The sequence below is a fragment of the Synechococcus sp. CBW1004 genome, assembly GCF_015840715.1.
GTDB lineage: Bacteria > Cyanobacteriota > Cyanobacteriia > PCC-6307 > Cyanobiaceae > Cyanobium.
In genome coordinates this window covers 2,019,168-2,035,416 of record NZ_CP060397.1, presented here as the reverse complement: position 1 = coordinate 2,035,416, position 16,249 = coordinate 2,019,168, and the positions used below count along the sequence as shown (strand labels likewise).

9 protein-coding genes are annotated in these 16,249 nt (G+C 66.9%); 6 read left to right on the top strand and 3 right to left on the bottom strand.

All coding sequences use genetic code 11. The annotated features are described in order from the left end of the window. Positions 1-95: 95 nt before the first annotated feature. A complete protein-coding gene (locus H8F25_RS09755; protein WP_231596743.1) occupies positions 96-2,873 on the bottom strand; it encodes an HAD-IIIC family phosphatase in 2,778 nt (925 codons plus the stop codon). A gap of 906 nt (positions 2,874-3,779) precedes the next feature. Between H8F25_RS09755 and H8F25_RS09750 the strand changes: the two genes are divergently transcribed. The 6 genes from H8F25_RS09750 to H8F25_RS09725 all read left to right on the top strand — a co-directional run bounded on the left by H8F25_RS09750 (position 3,780) and on the right by H8F25_RS09725 (position 11,668). Continuing rightward, positions 3,780-4,307 carry a GAF domain-containing protein gene (locus H8F25_RS09750; RefSeq protein ID WP_197210253.1) on the top strand — a complete coding sequence of 176 codons (528 nt, stop codon included), beginning with the start codon at positions 3,780-3,782 and terminating at the stop codon, positions 4,305-4,307. 47 nt (positions 4,308-4,354) lie between these two features. Beyond that, entirely contained in the window at positions 4,355-4,981 is a 627-nt protein-coding gene (locus tag H8F25_RS09745) for an HD-GYP domain-containing protein (protein WP_197210252.1), read from the top strand. A 281-nt stretch (positions 4,982-5,262) separates the two neighbouring features. Next, a complete protein-coding gene (locus H8F25_RS09740; RefSeq protein ID WP_197210251.1) occupies positions 5,263-8,325 on the top strand; it encodes an EAL domain-containing protein in 3,063 nt (1,020 codons plus the stop codon). Between the two features lie 23 nt (positions 8,326-8,348). Further along, entirely contained in the window at positions 8,349-9,377 is a 1,029-nt protein-coding gene (locus tag H8F25_RS09735; protein ID WP_197210250.1) for a PAS domain S-box protein, read from the top strand. 45 nt (positions 9,378-9,422) lie between these two features. Then, a complete protein-coding gene (locus H8F25_RS09730; RefSeq protein ID WP_197210249.1) occupies positions 9,423-10,934 on the top strand; it encodes an IS66 family transposase in 1,512 nt (503 codons plus the stop codon). 128 nt (positions 10,935-11,062) lie between these two features. Next, the gene (locus tag H8F25_RS09725; protein WP_197210248.1) at positions 11,063-11,668 is read left to right on the top strand and encodes a GGDEF domain-containing protein; all 606 of its coding nucleotides are present in this window, start codon (positions 11,063-11,065) and stop codon (positions 11,666-11,668) included. Positions 11,669-11,698: 30 nt separating this feature from the next. On the opposite strand, the gene H8F25_RS09720 is transcribed toward H8F25_RS09725, so the two are convergent. Both H8F25_RS09720 and H8F25_RS09715 read right to left on the bottom strand, forming a co-directional pair. Further along, positions 11,699-13,846 (bottom strand): transglutaminase family protein, encoded by a 2,148-nt coding sequence (locus tag H8F25_RS09720; protein WP_197210247.1) that lies wholly within the window; start codon positions 13,844-13,846, stop codon positions 11,699-11,701. Then, a complete protein-coding gene (locus H8F25_RS09715; protein ID WP_197210246.1) occupies positions 13,839-16,247 on the bottom strand; it encodes a glycogen/starch/alpha-glucan phosphorylase in 2,409 nt (802 codons plus the stop codon). The genes H8F25_RS09720 and H8F25_RS09715 overlap by 8 nt, the downstream gene beginning before the upstream one ends. Positions 16,248-16,249 lie beyond the last annotated feature (2 nt).

Genomic DNA, 16,249 nt, shown 5'->3' with positions numbered 1-16,249 from the left:
ATGACAGGATCTTGACTAAACGTGTTCCAGACCCCAATTGTAGCATCACGCGAGTCGCGTGCGGCGGGGCAGGCACCAAAACATCCCTCCTGCGCTCACATCTGAACGATCAGATTCACATGACCGGGCCGGACAGGCAGCGGCAACAGCGGACGCCGGAAGAGCTGGGAGGCATCAGAAAAACCTTGACGCCTGAAGAAGTCGCGCACAGGACTATTGCGGGGAGCAACGACGTAGGGAGCCACAACCGTTTCCACACCCAGATCCTGACACCAACAGCACAAGGCATGCAGGGCCGCCTCCTCCACACCCCGTCCCAACGCTCTGCAACTCAGCATGAAGCTCTCGATCTCCAGGCAGACAGGGGACCGAGAATCAACCAATCTCGCAATGATCAGCCCGACAATTCCGTACTCCCCGAACTGATCAACCACCGAAATCTTCCAGACCTGATGAGCACCATCTGCAAGCAGCGCCCTGAAGGCATCCTCGTCTCGCCGCCTGAGTGAAAGGTTGAACTGATTGGTTTTCTGACTGAGCTGCGCCAACCTTGGTACGTCCTGGTATGCGGCCACAGAAAACCTGACTTCAAGGCCCAACGACTTCAAATAAGCCTCGAGGTCATCATTCTTCGCTGCCAGCTCACGGCGCCTGGCTTCTGCCTGGACCATGGAATGGCGGCTGGCGTCTTCCATCGTTGCGCCGAGGGCATCAAAACACCACAGACGATTGAGCTGCGAAGCGTAATGCCTGGAATCCGCAGGAAGCGGCAGAACCGTCACCTCCGGGCAGCCGGCCTCGACCGTCGCTCGCTCGGTTGGACTGTCGTCAATGAACAGAAAGGAATCCAACCCGACATTCAACTCAACGGCCAATTCACGCAACGCCTCAGACTTGGGCTTCCAACCGATCCTGTGAGCGACAAAGTCCTGCTTGTTCAGCGGGAAATCAGCTCGGACTTCTAGCAGCTCCCAGACATCTTCAGGCTCATTCTTGCTGACGATCACCAACAGAGCGCCTTTTTCCTTGAGCTCAATGAGCCGCCTCTGAAACCAGGCATGCCCCTCAGAAAGTCGCACCCCTTCCATACCATCTTCACCGAGAACACCCTGCCAGAGCGTTCCATCACCATCCAGTGCGATGACCTTCTTCGCAGCGATTCGGCGACGCCGAACGACACGCGCAAGCGCGATTCCAAGCCGATCATAAACTTCCCTGCTGTAGGGGGTGGACGCCGCGATCTCCAGGTCAGGATCGGGGGCGTGATCGGCGCCAACAGCATTGACGATGGCAGCAAAATCAAAGCTGATCAGACCAGGCAGGGAATTCATCCGCTCGCTCCAGTCATTGAGAAGGCAGTTGAAATCAGCCGCCGCAATGGCAGAGAACGGGGAGACAGCCGCTGGCAGATTCGCCAGCATCAGGCTACCTCCGCGTTCCATAAACTTCTGGGCAGCGCTGAAGATGGCATCGACGACTTTTTCGCCACGCACATCATTCAGGGTCATCAGGTCTTCCGGCCTTGCCAGGACCAGATTGATTCCATCGCGATTGCGACCGAAAGGACTGCCGGGATCCAGAAGGGAGGCCGTGACCTGGTTGAAGCCAGCGAATTCAATGCTGACGGCGACACCAAAAGCCCGGCTCCACAGCCGCAGAGCCTGTGCCAAGGGCTCCGCCACGAAGGTCGCGGCAACAACCACATGAATGGAACCATCCTGACCCTCAAGGTCGGGTGACTGGCCCCTGGCCAAGAGGGCAGATGTCACGCGTCCATGATCCAGCAGGGGCAGCAATTCCGGATCGCGAGGCAGAGAGAGCTGCAACGGAAGATCCGATGGCTGGATGCCGTTGGGATGCTGCAGGTGGGCCAGCACATCCTGGACGCTGTTCAGTGAAAAGATCTGTTCCGGAGACAGCTTGATGCCGTGGCGAAGCTGCAAAGAAGCCGCGATCGACATCTGACCAAGCGAATCCCACTCATCACAGTTATTCGATCCACCGCTTGCATCAATCTTGCCGCGATCCACCCCAAGACTTGTGGCGATCAGTTGCAGCGTCTCTTCATCGGATGATGTGGGCAGCACTGTTGCATTGGTCGCCTGAACAGAGACGGGGAGGTCCTCGAATCGCCTGCGCAGAAATCGGGCCGGCACACCACCCCACACCTCACCATCGGGAACCACTGTGTAAGCAGGCACCCTGCTGAAGGGCTCGATCATGGCGTTGCGACCGATGCTGACCCCCAGCTCGACCAACGTGTCGCCCCCGATCGTCGCTCCACTGTGAATGCGGATGGGCGCGGATTGGTAAACGTAGCGACCAGAATCGTCGACCACGAGCGAATGGGCCACGAGGCGGGCACCGTGACCGACAAGCACCGAACGGTCGATATGAATGATGTCGGGATCCTGAATGGTTCCGGCAGCTCCCGCAGTCGAAAGAGGCAGCCTGCAGCGTGTGCTGAAGCTCCTGAAAAAGAGCAGCCTCAGGGGGGCGATATCCCGCAACAAATTAACCAGGAATGGCGTCGCCTCGAGCAGGCTGTACACCGCATATTGATAAAAAAGAAAAGCCATCCCAGGCGACATTGAATGCAAGCTACCGGTGGCCCGGCGAGGCTTGGAGACAAAGAAGCCTGCGATCGTGGTGATGCCGCAATAAATCAGCATCAGCAGCACCAGCCAGGCCAGCAGCACGACAGGCAGCAGCGCCCCCTGAATCAGCAGCGGCAGCGCACGAAATCCGATGCTCGCCAGCAGAGCCGCCACGAGTCCCGCCGCGAGCGAGAACGGGACAAGAACACTGAAAAGCAAAAAACACTGCAACAAGATGGCGACGATTTTCTCTCTCACCATCTTGAATTTCTCCAACCGACCAGGCTGCGGCCTCAACTTGAACACCATGTGAAAACCGGGTCTCACACTCCGGCCAGCGTTGGGGGGAAAGTGATCCTAGCTCGCCATCCACAACGCAAGATGGGCGATCGGATACAGGCAGCAGCATGCGCTGATGGGTGCAAGACGTCCCGTTTCAGCCGGCTTTTTGCTTGCGGAGCGCGGCAAGATGTCAGGCGCACCGGCCCGACACCAGCCCCTGAGGACAACGGGGCGATGACTCAAGCCATTCCCTGGCCATGTCGGGGCGCCGTGGCAGCCGTCCCGGCCTGATCCCGGCCGTCCATGCCGGTCCCGGGCCATGAGCGGCAGCTCCCTTGAGGGCCCGCACTCCCGCCGGCAACAGCCTTCCCCTGCGAGTTCGCTCCCCTCTGCAGCCCACCGAGCGGGCCTCGGGGGCTCCCGAGCCAGCTCAGCACTGGGGCCGGAACCTGGGCTGGCGCCCCCGGCCCGGCCCGCCCCAGCCAGGCGGTGCATCACGCGGAGCCAGAGTTCCGCAAGCGAGCGTGGCCTGCGTCAGCGCCGCAAGCCTGCACCGGCCCAACGGTTGATCAGGCGCGGCAATCCTGGCGGCGGCGGCAGATCTCGCACTCCTGCACGAGCCCGACAACAAGCGGCCATCCGGAGGGAAGGGAGCACCTCAGCGCCGGCGCACGCTCTCGCCGGCAACCTCAGGGGTGGGGCGCCTGGATCGCTGCGGACCGCCCAGGCAAGCCGAGGCAGGCCAGACGGCATGGGCGTGTGTTCTGGAGCCCTGCTCCCGGAAAGCCCTGTCGAGGCAACTCGGCCAGAATGGCCATGGAGCCTGTTGCAACCACGTCAACCGCCCATCAAGGCCCCCTCGCCAGTTCGGGGAGCCATCGCCAGACCGGCCGATCCGCCATGGCCCAGACCCATCCCAACCCGTTCCGCTGTCTGGACCAGCGCCAGCCGATCCAGGACCGGCTGCGCTGGGTCCACGAGCGGCTGCTGGCGATCGACGACCGCCTCGAGCGGCTGGCCTTCGCGGTCTATCAGCCCCGCAACGACCTGCTGAGCACCTTCGTCAGCCACAACAGCCACGGGGCCAACCTCAGCTTCTACGACGCGCCCTTGGCGGCGATCCCCTCGCTGCAGGCCCTGGCCGGTTCACGCAGCTGCCGCGTGATCGACGACATGGCCTCCGAGCTGCCCCGCCAGTCGGCCCACAGCCGCTGGCTGCTGGAGCACGGCTGGCGCAGCTCCTACACCGTGCCCCTGTTCCGCGAGGAGCACCTGCTGGGCTTCCTGTTCGTCAACGGCCAGAAGCCGGCCCTGTTCACCCCGGAGCTGCGCCAGCGGATCGATCCCCATCTGGAACTGCTCGGCGCGGTGCTCAACCAGGAACTCAGCACCGGCGACAGCCTGCGGGTGGCCTGCAGCTGGCCCTGAAGCTCACCGGACTGCGCGATCCGGAGACCGGTGCCCATGTGGAGCGGGTGTCGCTGTACAGCCGCCTGATCGCGATGGAGCTGGGCAAGCGCCGTGCGCTGCGCTCCGATTTCGCCGAGGACATCTATCTGTTCGCCGCCCTCCACGATGTGGGCAAGGTCGGCATCGCCGACGAGATCCTGCTCAAGCCCGGCCCCCTCGATCCGCAGGAGCGGCGTGAGATGGAGACCCACGTGGTGCGCGGCAGCGAACTGATCCAGGAGATGATCGGCGGCCTGCGGCTGGTGGCCGATTCCAAGGTGGAGATGCTGCGCCATGTGGTGGCGGGCCACCACGAGAAGCTCGATGGCAGCGGTTATCCCCTGGGTCTGACGGCCGAGGAGATCTCCCTGGAGGCCCGCATCGTGGCGGTGGCCGACATCTATGACGCCCTCTCCAACGTGCGTCCCTACAAACCCGCCCTGCCACTGCAGGAGGTGGAGGACATCATGCAGGGCATGGCGGATCGCGGCCAGATCGATCCGGAATGCCTGGAGATCCTGCTCGACTGCCGCGAACAGCGGCAGGCGATCGCCGCCGCCTACATCGATCCGTTCCTCCAGGGAGCGGGGGCCTGGTGGGCCAGCGAGGAAGGCGTCGGCCCGCGGCCCGATCTGCATGTGAGCCGGACTTAGGCAGACGCCCCACGCTCCATCACTCCCGCCACCCGCAAGGCCACCGCACCGCGGATCTGCAGCCGCATCCATGGCCTTCGGTTCACCAGCAGGGCAGGGGAGATTGGCTCTAGAGAATCGGCTCCAAGGAAGCGGGACTGAGCTCCAGGAATCCGTGCGAACCCGGACCGAGGGCCTACGGACGGAGCGACCGCCTGGCAGGAGGAGCGGCAGCGCAAGACCCACGGAAAACGCAGGACAACGGCCTAGATTTGTTGTTTGCCGCGTTCCGCCCTTTCCGCTTGGCGTCCTCCCAACAACCAGGACCGGGAGCCCTGAGGGATCAGGGACTGTTCGAGCAGGCGATGCGCCACGCCGCCATCGGCATGGCCCTGGTCACCGCCGAAGGCGTCTTCCTGGAGGTGAACGCCGCCCTCTGCCGGATGCTGGGCCGCGACGAAGCGACGCTGCGGCAGCTCCTGCTGCGCGACATCACCCACCCCGACGACCTCGCCGAGAGCCTGCACCTGGTCGGGGAGATCCTCAGCGGCAGCCGCGAGCCCTTCCAACGGGAGAAGCGCTACGTCCACGCCGACGGCCACCTGATCTGGGGGCAGGTCTCGGTGTCCTGCCTGCGCCGCGGTGCGGAGTGCCTGTTCATCGTCCAGATCGTCGACATCAGCGAGGCCCGGCGTCAGCGCCTGGCCCTGGCCGAGCAGGAGCAGCAGGTCCGCCTGCTGGCCGAGAACGCCGCCGACGTGGTCAGTCGGCTCGACCAGGCTCTGCACACCGATCCGCTCACCGGCCTGGCCAGCCGCGCCGCCATCCTCAGCCGCATCAACGCAGCCCTGACACGGCGTGACCGACAGGGGGTCACGGCCCTGCTGAGCATCGGCATCGACCGTCTCTCCGCGGTGAACCATGCCCTCACGCACCAGGCCGGCGACCAGCTGCTCGCCAGCGTCGCCGAACGGCTGGTGCAGGCCCTGGAGCAGCCCGAGCTGGCCGCCCGGGGCACCGGCGACACCTTCATCGTGCTGCTCGATCCACTGGAGACGGCGGAACAGGCGGGCGCCATCGCCGAACGGTTGCGGCTGGCCGTCAAGGGCACGATCACCTACGGCGGCCAAGCGATCGAGCCGTCGGTGAGCATCGGTGTGGCGATCGCCCCGCCAGCTCCGGAAGAGTCGCCCACCAGCCAGGTGGCACCCGCATTCCCCGCCATGGAGGGCGTGACGGCGGATGAACTGCTGCGCGATGCCACCCTCGCCATGCGAAAGGCCACCAGCCAGGGGCGCGATCGCTTCGCCTTCTCCGACCCGCACCTGGCGGTCAGCGCCCGGAAGCGGCTGGTGCTGCAGGAGGAGCTGCGCGGCGCCCTGGAGAACGGCGAGCTGGAGAGCTGGTTCATGCCGCTGGTGACGCTCAGCGGGGGCCAGCTGCATGGCTACGAAGCGCTGGTGCGCTGGCGACGGCCCGATGGCGCGCTGGAGCAGCCCGACGCCTTTCTACCGATCGCCCGCAGCGCGGGCCTGGCCCGGGAGATCGACCTGCTGGTCCTGGGCCGGAGCATCGCGGCCCTGGCCCAGCTGCCCGCCGGCCTGTGTGTCAGCGCCAACCTCAGCGCCGACACCCTCAGCCAGGGCGGCCTGGTGGAACAGGTGGGGAAATGGCTGTCGCAGGCGGGCGTGTCACCCCAGCGCCTGCATCTGGAGATCACCGAAACGGCGCTGCTCAACCTGGAGCCGCGGGTGACCGCCACGATCCAGGAGCTGTCCGAGCTGGGCGTGCGCTGGGTGGTCGATGACTTCGGCACCGGCTTCTCCTCGATCAGTCACCTGCGGGACCTGCCGATCCACGGCCTGAAGCTGGACCGCTCATTCAGCGAGGGGCTGCGCCATGGCGACCAGAAGAGCGTGCGGCTGGCCCAGGCCCTCGGCGGCCTGGCCGAAGGCCTGGGGCTGGAGACGGTGGCCGAAGGCATCGAGGCGGCGGAGGAAGCCGCCTCCCTTCGCGATCTGGGCTGGCGCTGCGGACAGGGCTACCACTTCGGTCGGGCCGCTCCGCTCAGCCACTGGCAGAGCTCGCCCCCCCCGGAAGGCAGATACCTCCCGGGGGCAGCACGTCCCGGTCCGGCGATCGGCGCGGCGACCCTGCAGGCCCCCGCCAGCCGCAGCAGCTGGGCCCTGGCCGTCACCGACAACGTGCCGGTGGGGCTGTTCGCGCTGCGCCTGCCCCCGGCCGGACCTCCGGAGCTGCAGTTCGTCAGCCGCCGCTGGCTGGAGATGGTGCAGCTGGAGCGCGAACAGGTGATGGGTGATCCGACTCTGTTGCTGTCGCGCCTGGACCCGCGCGATCGCCGCGGCCTGATCCGGCTGTGGCGGCGGCACGCACACCTCGACCAGCCCCTGAGCTGGGAGGGACGGCTGCAGGGCGATGGGGAAAACAGCTGGGTTCTGGTGGAGGCGTCGCCGCTGCAGCAGGCCGACGGCAGCCGGATCTGGCAGGGGGTGATGAGCGACATCACCGCCCGCAAGCGGCAGGAACTGCACCTGCGCCGCCTGCTCGATGAAGCCCCGATCGCCATCGCGATCCAGGAGCTGCGCGAGGACGACCCGCGGATCACCTTCGTGAATCAGCAGTTCGTCCGCAGCCTGGGCTACGACCTGACCACCATCCCCCACCTCTCCGACTGGGCCCGGCTGGCCTATCCCGATCCCGGGCAGCGGGAGCGGGTCTTTCAGGCGTGGGACAACAGCCTCGCCCGGGCCCGCCAGAGCGATGGCGTCATCGAACCGCTCGAGGCCAGGATCACCACCGGCGATGGGCGCGAGCGGGATGCGCTGTTCAGCGCCGTGCTGCTGGGCGACGAGATGGTGATCTCCGTGCTCGACATCACATCCCTGCGGCAGACCGAGCGGGAGCTGGCGGCGGCGCGGGCCTCCCTGGCGGACTCCGCCCTGGCGATCACCGCCGCCATTCCTGTCGGCACGTACACCATGGTGCAGCCGCCGGACGGGGGTCTGGCGTCGTTCTCGTTCATGAGCGATCGCTTCCTGCAGATCTGCGGGCTCGAGCGGGAGGCGGCGGCCGCCGATCCGCTGCAGGCCTTCGCCTGTGTGCATCCCGATGATTACGACGCCTGGGTTCAGCTCAATGTCGAGACCTTTGAACGCAAGAAGCCGTTCTACGGCGAGTGCCGCGTCGTGGCTGAGGGCGAGGTCCGCTGGATCAGCGCCGAATCGGTGCCGCGCGATCTTCCCGATGGCAGCACCGTCTGGGAGGGGGTACTGATCGACATCACGGCGCAGAAAGAGGCACTGCTGCAGCTGGAGAAAGAACGCACCCTGCTGAACACGGCCTGACGCATATCGATGCCAGTGTCTACATGAAAGACCGGCAGGGTCGCTATCTCTACGCCAATGCCAGCACTGAACAGCTGCTTGGTGGCCAGGACGGCGTCATCGGCCGCACCGACGCCGAGCTGCTGCCGCCGGACACGGCGCGAATGATCCAGGAGGTCGACGAGCAGGTGTTCGAGCAGGGAGGACCGCTGCTGCGCGAGGAGCGCCTTCCCCAGGCCGACGGCAGCGACCGCATCTTCCTCTCCAGAAAGCTGCTCTTCCACCAGCGCGGACAGGAGGACTGCCTGATCGGCTTCTCCACCGAGATCACCACCCTGCGCCGGACCCTCGCCGACCTGGAGGCTTCGGAAGAACACTTCAGGCTGCTGGCCGAGAACTCCAGCGACGTGGTGTTCCGGCTGGCGGAGGACGGCCGCGTGCTCTGGGTGTCCCCCTCACTGACCCATGCGCTGGGCTGGCGGCCCGAGGAGTGGATCGGCCAGCCGGGCACCAGGTTCCTGCTTCACCGCGGCGAGGCGGATCACTACCAGCAGAACCTGCAGAGGCTGCGCCAGGGAGAGGAGACGACCGTGGCCCGCGATCAGGTGCTCGCCCGGGACGGCAGCGTCCACTGGGTCGAGACCCACGCCGGCCCCTACCGCAACGCCCGCGGAGAGATCGACGGCATCGTCGCCAGTTTCCGCGTCATCGACGAGGAGATGGCGGCCGAAAAACGGCTGCGGATCAGCGAACAGCGCTATCGGCTCCTCGCCGAAAACGCCCGCGATGTGATCTGGACGATGGAGCCCGACGGCAGCATCAGCTATGTCAGCCCCTCGATCCAGCTGCTGCGCGGCTACACGCCCGAAGAGGCGATCGTCCATCCCCTCGAGCAGATTCATCCCCCCGATTCGCTGCGACGCTCCCGCGCCTTCTTCCAGCAGCTGCAGGAGGACATCGCCGCCGGCCGGACACCGCAGACCTTTCGGGGCGAGCTCGAGTATTACTGCATAGGTACCCATTCAGGGGGGCGGGACAGCTCATCGCGAACATCGATACGACTGAACCCTTGACGTCGGCTTGAATCCCGGTTGCATCTCAGGCAGAGACTTCCTGCGATGACCACCCCTCCGGCCGGGATTTCAGAAGCGGACTGGGCTTCCACTCCGGTGGGCGTGAGGGCTGGCTTCCTTGAGGTTCTTGCACAGCTCCAGAGACAACAGCAGGAGAACGACCAGCTCCGAGCGCAGCTCACCGACCTGGCGACGGAACTGGCCAGCCTGCGCGAGCGGATCGGCCGCAACTCCCGCAACTCCTCCAAGCCGCCCTCCAGTGACGGCACGGGTTTTAAGCCGCCCACCCGCTGCAAAGGCACTGGTCGCAAGCGGGGTGGTCAGCAGGGGCACCCGGGAGCAGGGCCGGAGCTGCTGCCGATCGCGCGTGTGGATGAGGTGCTCGAGCACCACCCGGACGCCTGCCGCCGCTGCGGCACCCTGCTACAGGGGGAGGATGCGGAGCCGCTGCGCCATCAGGTGATCGAGATTCCACCGATCAGCCCGGTGGTGATCGAACACCGTCTGCACCGTCTGGTCTGCCCCTGCTGCTCCACCAGCACCTGCGCCGAGCTGCCGGCGGATGTGGAGCCCAGCCGCTACGGCCCACGCCTGAGCGGCCTGGTGGGACTGCTGGGCAGCGCCTTTCCCCTGAGTTTCGGCCGAACCCAGGCGCTGCTGGATCAGCTGCTGGGTGTGGAAATCAGCCGCGGCGCTATCGCCACCATCCGGGCACGTCTGAGCGCAGCCCTGCAGCAGGCGGTGGAGGAAGCCCTGGAGGTGGCCCGGCAGCAGCCGGTGGCCTACGTGGATGAAACCGGCGCCCCCACCGGCAACGCCGACGGTTGTAATCCTGCTGGCAGGCGCGGCTGGCAGTGGGTCATGGTCACACCACTGGTTACGGTGTTCCTGCAGGGCCTGAGCCGCTCAAGTGCAGCGGCAATGGAGCTTCTGGGCCATACCTTTGCAGGGATCGTGGTGAGTGATCGCTTCTCGGCCTACAACCACCTGCCCGTGGAGCAGCGGCAGCTGTGCTGGGCCCACCTGATCCGGGATCTGGCGGCCATCGCTGAACGCCAGGGCGCCAGCAGGGAGATCGGAGCCCAGATGCTGGCTCTGCAGCAGCATCTGTTCGCTCACTGGCACCAGTGGAAGAGCGGAGCGATCGACCGGCCCCAGCTCCTGCATCGATGCCACCCCCTCCGCTTGGCGTTCGAGGCCACGCTGCAGCGGGTGGTGGATCTGGGCTGTGAGCGGGGCGAGCAAACGCCCTGGGCCCAGACGGTGCGAACCTGTCGCCAGTTGCTGCAGCGCAAGCAGGCGCTCTGGACTTTTCTGGAAACGCCAGGGATCGAGCCCACCAACAACGCTGCCGAGCGGGCACTGCGGCAATCGGTGATTCACCGCAAGATCAGCCATGGCGTCCAGTCCTCCGGCGGCGCCATCTGCCGCAGCCGGTTGCTCACCGTCACCGCCACCCTGCGGCAGCAGGGCCGCGATGTCTGGCAATTCCTGGAGCAGGCCTGGATTGCCCATCGCCTCGGCGGCGTGATGCCATCGCTGGTGCCGGATCGCTGAGGCAGCGATCACACGTGGAAGGAACAGATGGCCCCTCTCAGAGGAGAGATCGGAGATTGACTGACGCACTGGGGTGTCCCGACCCCTGAACGCTTACCTGCAAAGATGGCTCCACCATCTGGACCGAGGTGAATGCGCTGCCCCTGTTCGATCGCGACGGGCGCTTTGAACGGCTGCTCGGCGTGAGCCGCGACATCAGCGAACGCAAGCGTTTTGAACGCCAGTTGATGGCCGCCAATCAGCAGCTTGAGCAGCTCGCCACCACCGATGGTCTGACAGGGATCTGGAACCGCCGTCACCTGGAGACCGTGATCCAGGCGTCGATCGAGCGATCCAGTCGCTATGGCGAACCGCTCAGCCTGATCCTCTGCGATCTCGACGGATTCAAGAGCATCAATGATCGCTACGGCCATCCGGTGGGCGATCAGGTGCTGATCGAGTTCTGTCGGCGCATCGGGCAGACGCTGCGCCGCAGCGATGGCTTCGGGCGCTGGGGCGGGGAGGAGTTCGTGATCCTGCTGCCCCACAGCGACCAGCAGGCCGCCGCCGCTCTGGCCGAACAGCTGCGGCATGGGGTCGCCGCCGCTCCCTTCCCCGGGGCCGGCGCCGTGACCGCCAGCTTCGGCGTCGCCCAGCACCAGGCGGGGGAGAGCGAGGAAGCCTGGTTCCAGAGGATCGACCAGAACCTCTACGCCGCCAAGGCGGCAGGTCGCAACCGGGTGGTGGCGGCCTGAACGGAACCCTGTTCAGCCCCCCGCTCGGCGTCAGCCCAGGCGGAGGTCCAGGGTCACATCGCCTGGACGGATGCGGCCGTCCCAGGGGGCTGCGGCCCGTCCCGCCTGAGTATCCCGAGGCAGCGGGTCCTCGGTGCCGGCCAGCGGCGAGAAGTGGGTGTCGGCATCGGTGAGCTGGAACAGCACCACGCCGTCGGGGGTATGGAGCTCCAACCGCAACGGCAGCTGCGGTTCGATCGCCGGATGCAGGCACGGATAGAGGCGCTGGTGCCGGTAGCGCACAGCCAGCGGCTCGGCGTCCAGCGGCAGGGGCCGGCCCTGCAGCACGATCGCCCCCTCACGCCGCATCGCCTCGCTCACACTGATTTCGAGCCGCCGCAGCGAGGCGTCGACGAAGCGGCTGGTGAAGCCCCCCTCCACCGGCGTGTCACAGATCAGCGGCCAGGGCTCCAGGGCCTGGCGGATCTCCACGACCCAGTCGTTCCGGCTCCACTGCAGCAGCGGCGGGAAGCGCCACTCCCAGATGCGCCGGTAGATCTCCGGCTCCAGCACCAGACCGTCGGCAGCCAGGTCGGCGAGCACCGCCTCCAGATCAGCCCACAGCTGGCTGGGCAGCAGCAGACGATCGTGGAGCTCCGCGCCCCAGTCCCTCAGGGCGGCGGGGCGATGGGCCGGCTCGAGCAGATGGGCCGCCAGGGCACTCCAGAGCAGGGCCACGGCGCTGCTCCACCGGGCCTCGGGCAGACTCTCCAGCGCCCGGAACTCCACGAGCCCCTGGCAACCACCGGGCGCCGCGGGGTTCCAGAACTTGTCGAAGCTGATCTCGCTGCGGTGATTGTTGCCGCTCTTGTCGGCATGCAGATGGCGCAACGTCTCGCCGATCAGAGCCCGGTGATCGCCGCGGGGATCGTCCGGGTCACGGCCGTCGTCCGCCTCCTCCAGGCAGCGGTAGGCGAGCTCCAGATCGAAGGGGATGCCGGCCACCTCATCGGGGCGGGGCGACTGGGAGGCGGGCCCCACGGAAGGACCGCAGAACAGATAGGAGAGCGACGGATGCCACTGCCAGTAGCGCAGGATGCCCACCAGCCAGGCGGGCCGGCAGAAGAAGGGATGCCGCGCCAGGTCGGGACCGCCCCAGAGCAGATGGTTGCCGCCGCCGGTGCTCAGCGGCCAGCCGCCGGGACCGGGCTTCCAGCTGCGCAGCCCCACCACCGCGCAGAGCTGCTCGAGCAGCTGCAGCCAGCCGTGGTAATCGCCCCAGCTGTGGCAGACCGGCAGGTTGATCTCGAGCACGCCGGGATCGGCCGTCAGGCCGAGCACCTGCCAGTGGGGCATCGCATCCACCGGCAGCACGCCGCTGAGCCGAGGCGCCGCCAGATCGGCCTGGCCCTCGACCGACGCCCCATCCGCCGCCAGGCTGTCGGCGATCGCCTGGAGCAGCAGCTCCAGGGGGCGTCGGACCAGCGGTGGCAGGAACAGCTCCCAGCCCTCGGCATCGATCTCCATGGTGAGCACCTGGCGCGGAATCTCCTCCGGCATGTGCTCCAGCGGCAGGCGAAGACCGGCCGGCCCGGGGGCACCGGTGAGCTCCCGCAGCTCCTCGGCCAGCTCCCACACCGCCGGCAGCCAGCGGATCGGGGCCTCCTCAGGATCTGGCGCCTCACCCCCCGGCTCCGGCTCCTCGAACGCGGCGCTCAGCGGCACCGCCCAGACCCGCCGCAGCGGATCGAGCGGATCCCGCAGGGGCAGTGGCAGCAGGGTGATCCCCAGCTGGCGCCCCAGCCGCGCCAGCCAGGCGGGCCCCTCCTCGGGCCGGGGCAGGCGGCCGCGCAGCCCCGGCTGACAGGGCTGCGGCCAGCGCACCGGAGGCCGGCCGCCAGCACCGCTGATCAGGCGCAGGGCCCAGCGGGGGTTCACCTCGCCCTCGTAGCGCTTGCCCGGACAGAACATCAACGTGCTGCCGGGCCAGGCCCGCTGCTGCAGCTCGCGGGCCAGACGCCGGGCCACCTCCAGCTTGGCGGGACCATCGGCGGCCACACTCCACTCGGGGCCGACCGGATCGAAGGGCACCACCGTCGGTTCGCCGCCGAGGGTGAGCTGGATTCCGGCACGCTGCAGCCGCTCCTCCGCCGTGCGCGCCACGGCGTCCATCCACAGGGCTCCTGAACGATCAGGCATCGGGCACCAGGCTGCAGGAGGAGATGGGCACCGGCTGCACCTTCCAGATGCGCTCGGCGTACTCGCGGATCGAGCGATCACTGCTGAAGTGGCCGCAGCGGGCCGTGTTCAGCACCGACATACGGCGCCAGCGCTCGGGATCGCACCAGACCGCATCCACATCGTTCTGGGCGCGGCGATAGTCGCCGAGATCGGAACACACCCGGAACGGATCGCTGCCGCAGAGGTTGGCCAGCAGCGGATGGAACAGATCACAGTCGCCTTCGCTGAAGTGGCCCGACCCGATCAGCTCGATCGCCTCGCGGGCGACGGGATCGTTCTCGAGCCACGGCATCGGGTGATAGCCGGCCTGGTTGATCGAGGCCAGCTGCTCGGCGGTATGGCCGAACAGGAAGAAGTTGTCATGACCCACCAGATCGCGGATCTCGACGTTGGCGCCATCGAGAGTGCCGATCGTGAGCGCGCCGTTGAGGCTCATCTTCATGTTGCCGGTGCCGGAGGCCTCCATCCCCGCCGTCGAGATCTGCTCGGAGAGGTCCACCGCCGGATAGATGCGCTGCCCGAGGCTGACGTTGAAGTTGGGCAGGAACACCACACGCAGGCGCCCATCGATGGCCGGATCGATGTTCACGATCTCGGCGATGCCGACGATCAGGCGGATGATCAGCTTGGCCATCGCATAGCCCGGCGCCGCCTTGCCGCCGAAGATCACTGTGCGCGGCGGCAGATCCTCGCCGGCCCGCAGACGCAGGTAGCGCTCGACGATCTGCAGGGCCGCCAGGTGCTGGCGCTTGTATTCGTGGATGCGCTTCACCTGCACATCGAACAGGCTGCCCGGATCCACCAGCACCCCGGTCTCACTGCGGATCGTGGCCGCCAGGCGCTCCTTGGCGCGCATCTTCACCTGCGCCCAGCGCTCCTGGAAGGCGGGATCGGCGGCGAAGGGCTCCAGCCGGCGCAGCTGCTCGAGATCACGGGTCCAGCCGGTGCCGATCGCCTCATCGAGCAGGGCCGACAGACCGGGATTGGCCACCGCCAGCCAGCGCCGGGGTGTGACGCCGTTGGTGATGTTGGTGAATCGGTCCGGCCAGAGGGCGGCGAAGTCGGCAAACAGGTTCTTCACCAGCAGGTCGCTGTGCAGCGCCGCCACGCCGTTCACCTGATGGCTGCCCACCACCGCCAGATGGGCCATGCGCACCTTGCGCTGCGGCCCCTCCTGGATCAGGGACAGCTTCTCGAGCAGATCCGGGCGACCCGGATGGCGCAGCCGCACCATGCGCAGGAAGCGGGCGTTGATTTCGTAGATGATCTCGAGATGGCGCGGCAGGAGCGAGCCGAACAGCTCCAGGCCCCAGCACTCGAGCGCCTCCGGCAACAGGGTGTGGTTGGTGTAGCTGATCGCCGACGTCGTGATCGTCCAGGCCTGCTCCCAGTCGAGCTGGTGCTGGTCGATCAGCAGCCGCATCAGCTCAGCCACCGCGATGGCGGGGTGGGTGTCGTTGAGCTGCACCGCGAACTTGCGGTGGAACTCAGAGGGAGCGAGGCCCTGGCCCTGCAGGATGCGGAACATGTCCTGCAGCGAACAGCTGACGAAGAAGATCTGCTGACTGAGACGCAGGCGCTTGCCCTGCTCCATCTCATCATTGGGATAGAGCACCTTCGAGAGCGTTTCCGACTGCACCTTCTGCAGCACCGCCCGCGTGTAGTCGCCGGCATTGAAGGAGGCGAAATCAAACGAATCCGGCGCCTGCGCCGACCAGAGGCGCAGCGTGTTGGCGGTGTGCACGCCATAACCCAGGATCGGCGTGTCGTGGGCGACGCCGATCACCGTGTGCCCCCCGATCTGCACCGGGTAGCTCCACTCGGGCCGGATCACCTCCCAGGGGTTGCCTCCCGCCAGCCAGGGATCGGTGCTTTCCAGCTGGCCGTTGGGGCCGATCTGCTGGCGGAAGATACCGAACTCATAGCGGATGCCGTAGCCGATCGCCGGCAGCTCCAGGCTGGCCATCGACTCCTGGAAGCAGGCCGCCAGGCGGCCCAGCCCGCCGTTGCCGAGGCCCGGCTCCGGCTCCTGGGCCAGCAGTTCGTCGAGCGAAAGGCCCAGCTCGGCGCAGGCACTCTCCGCCTCCTGGCGCAGGCCGAGGTTGACCAGATTGTTCTCGAGATGGGGGCCGAGCAGGTATTCGGCCGAGAGATAGACCGCCGTGCGCACGTGCTGGCGCGTGTACACCTCCGCCGTATCCACCCAGCTGGCGAGCAGCCGATCACGCACCGCCAGGGACAGGCAGAGGTAGTGATCGTGGGCGGTGGCGAGGGACGGCGATTTGGCCTGGCTGGAGAAGAGATGGCGCCGCATCGACTCGGCCAGACCCGAGCCGGAGCCCGTCACGGTGGCAGTCATGG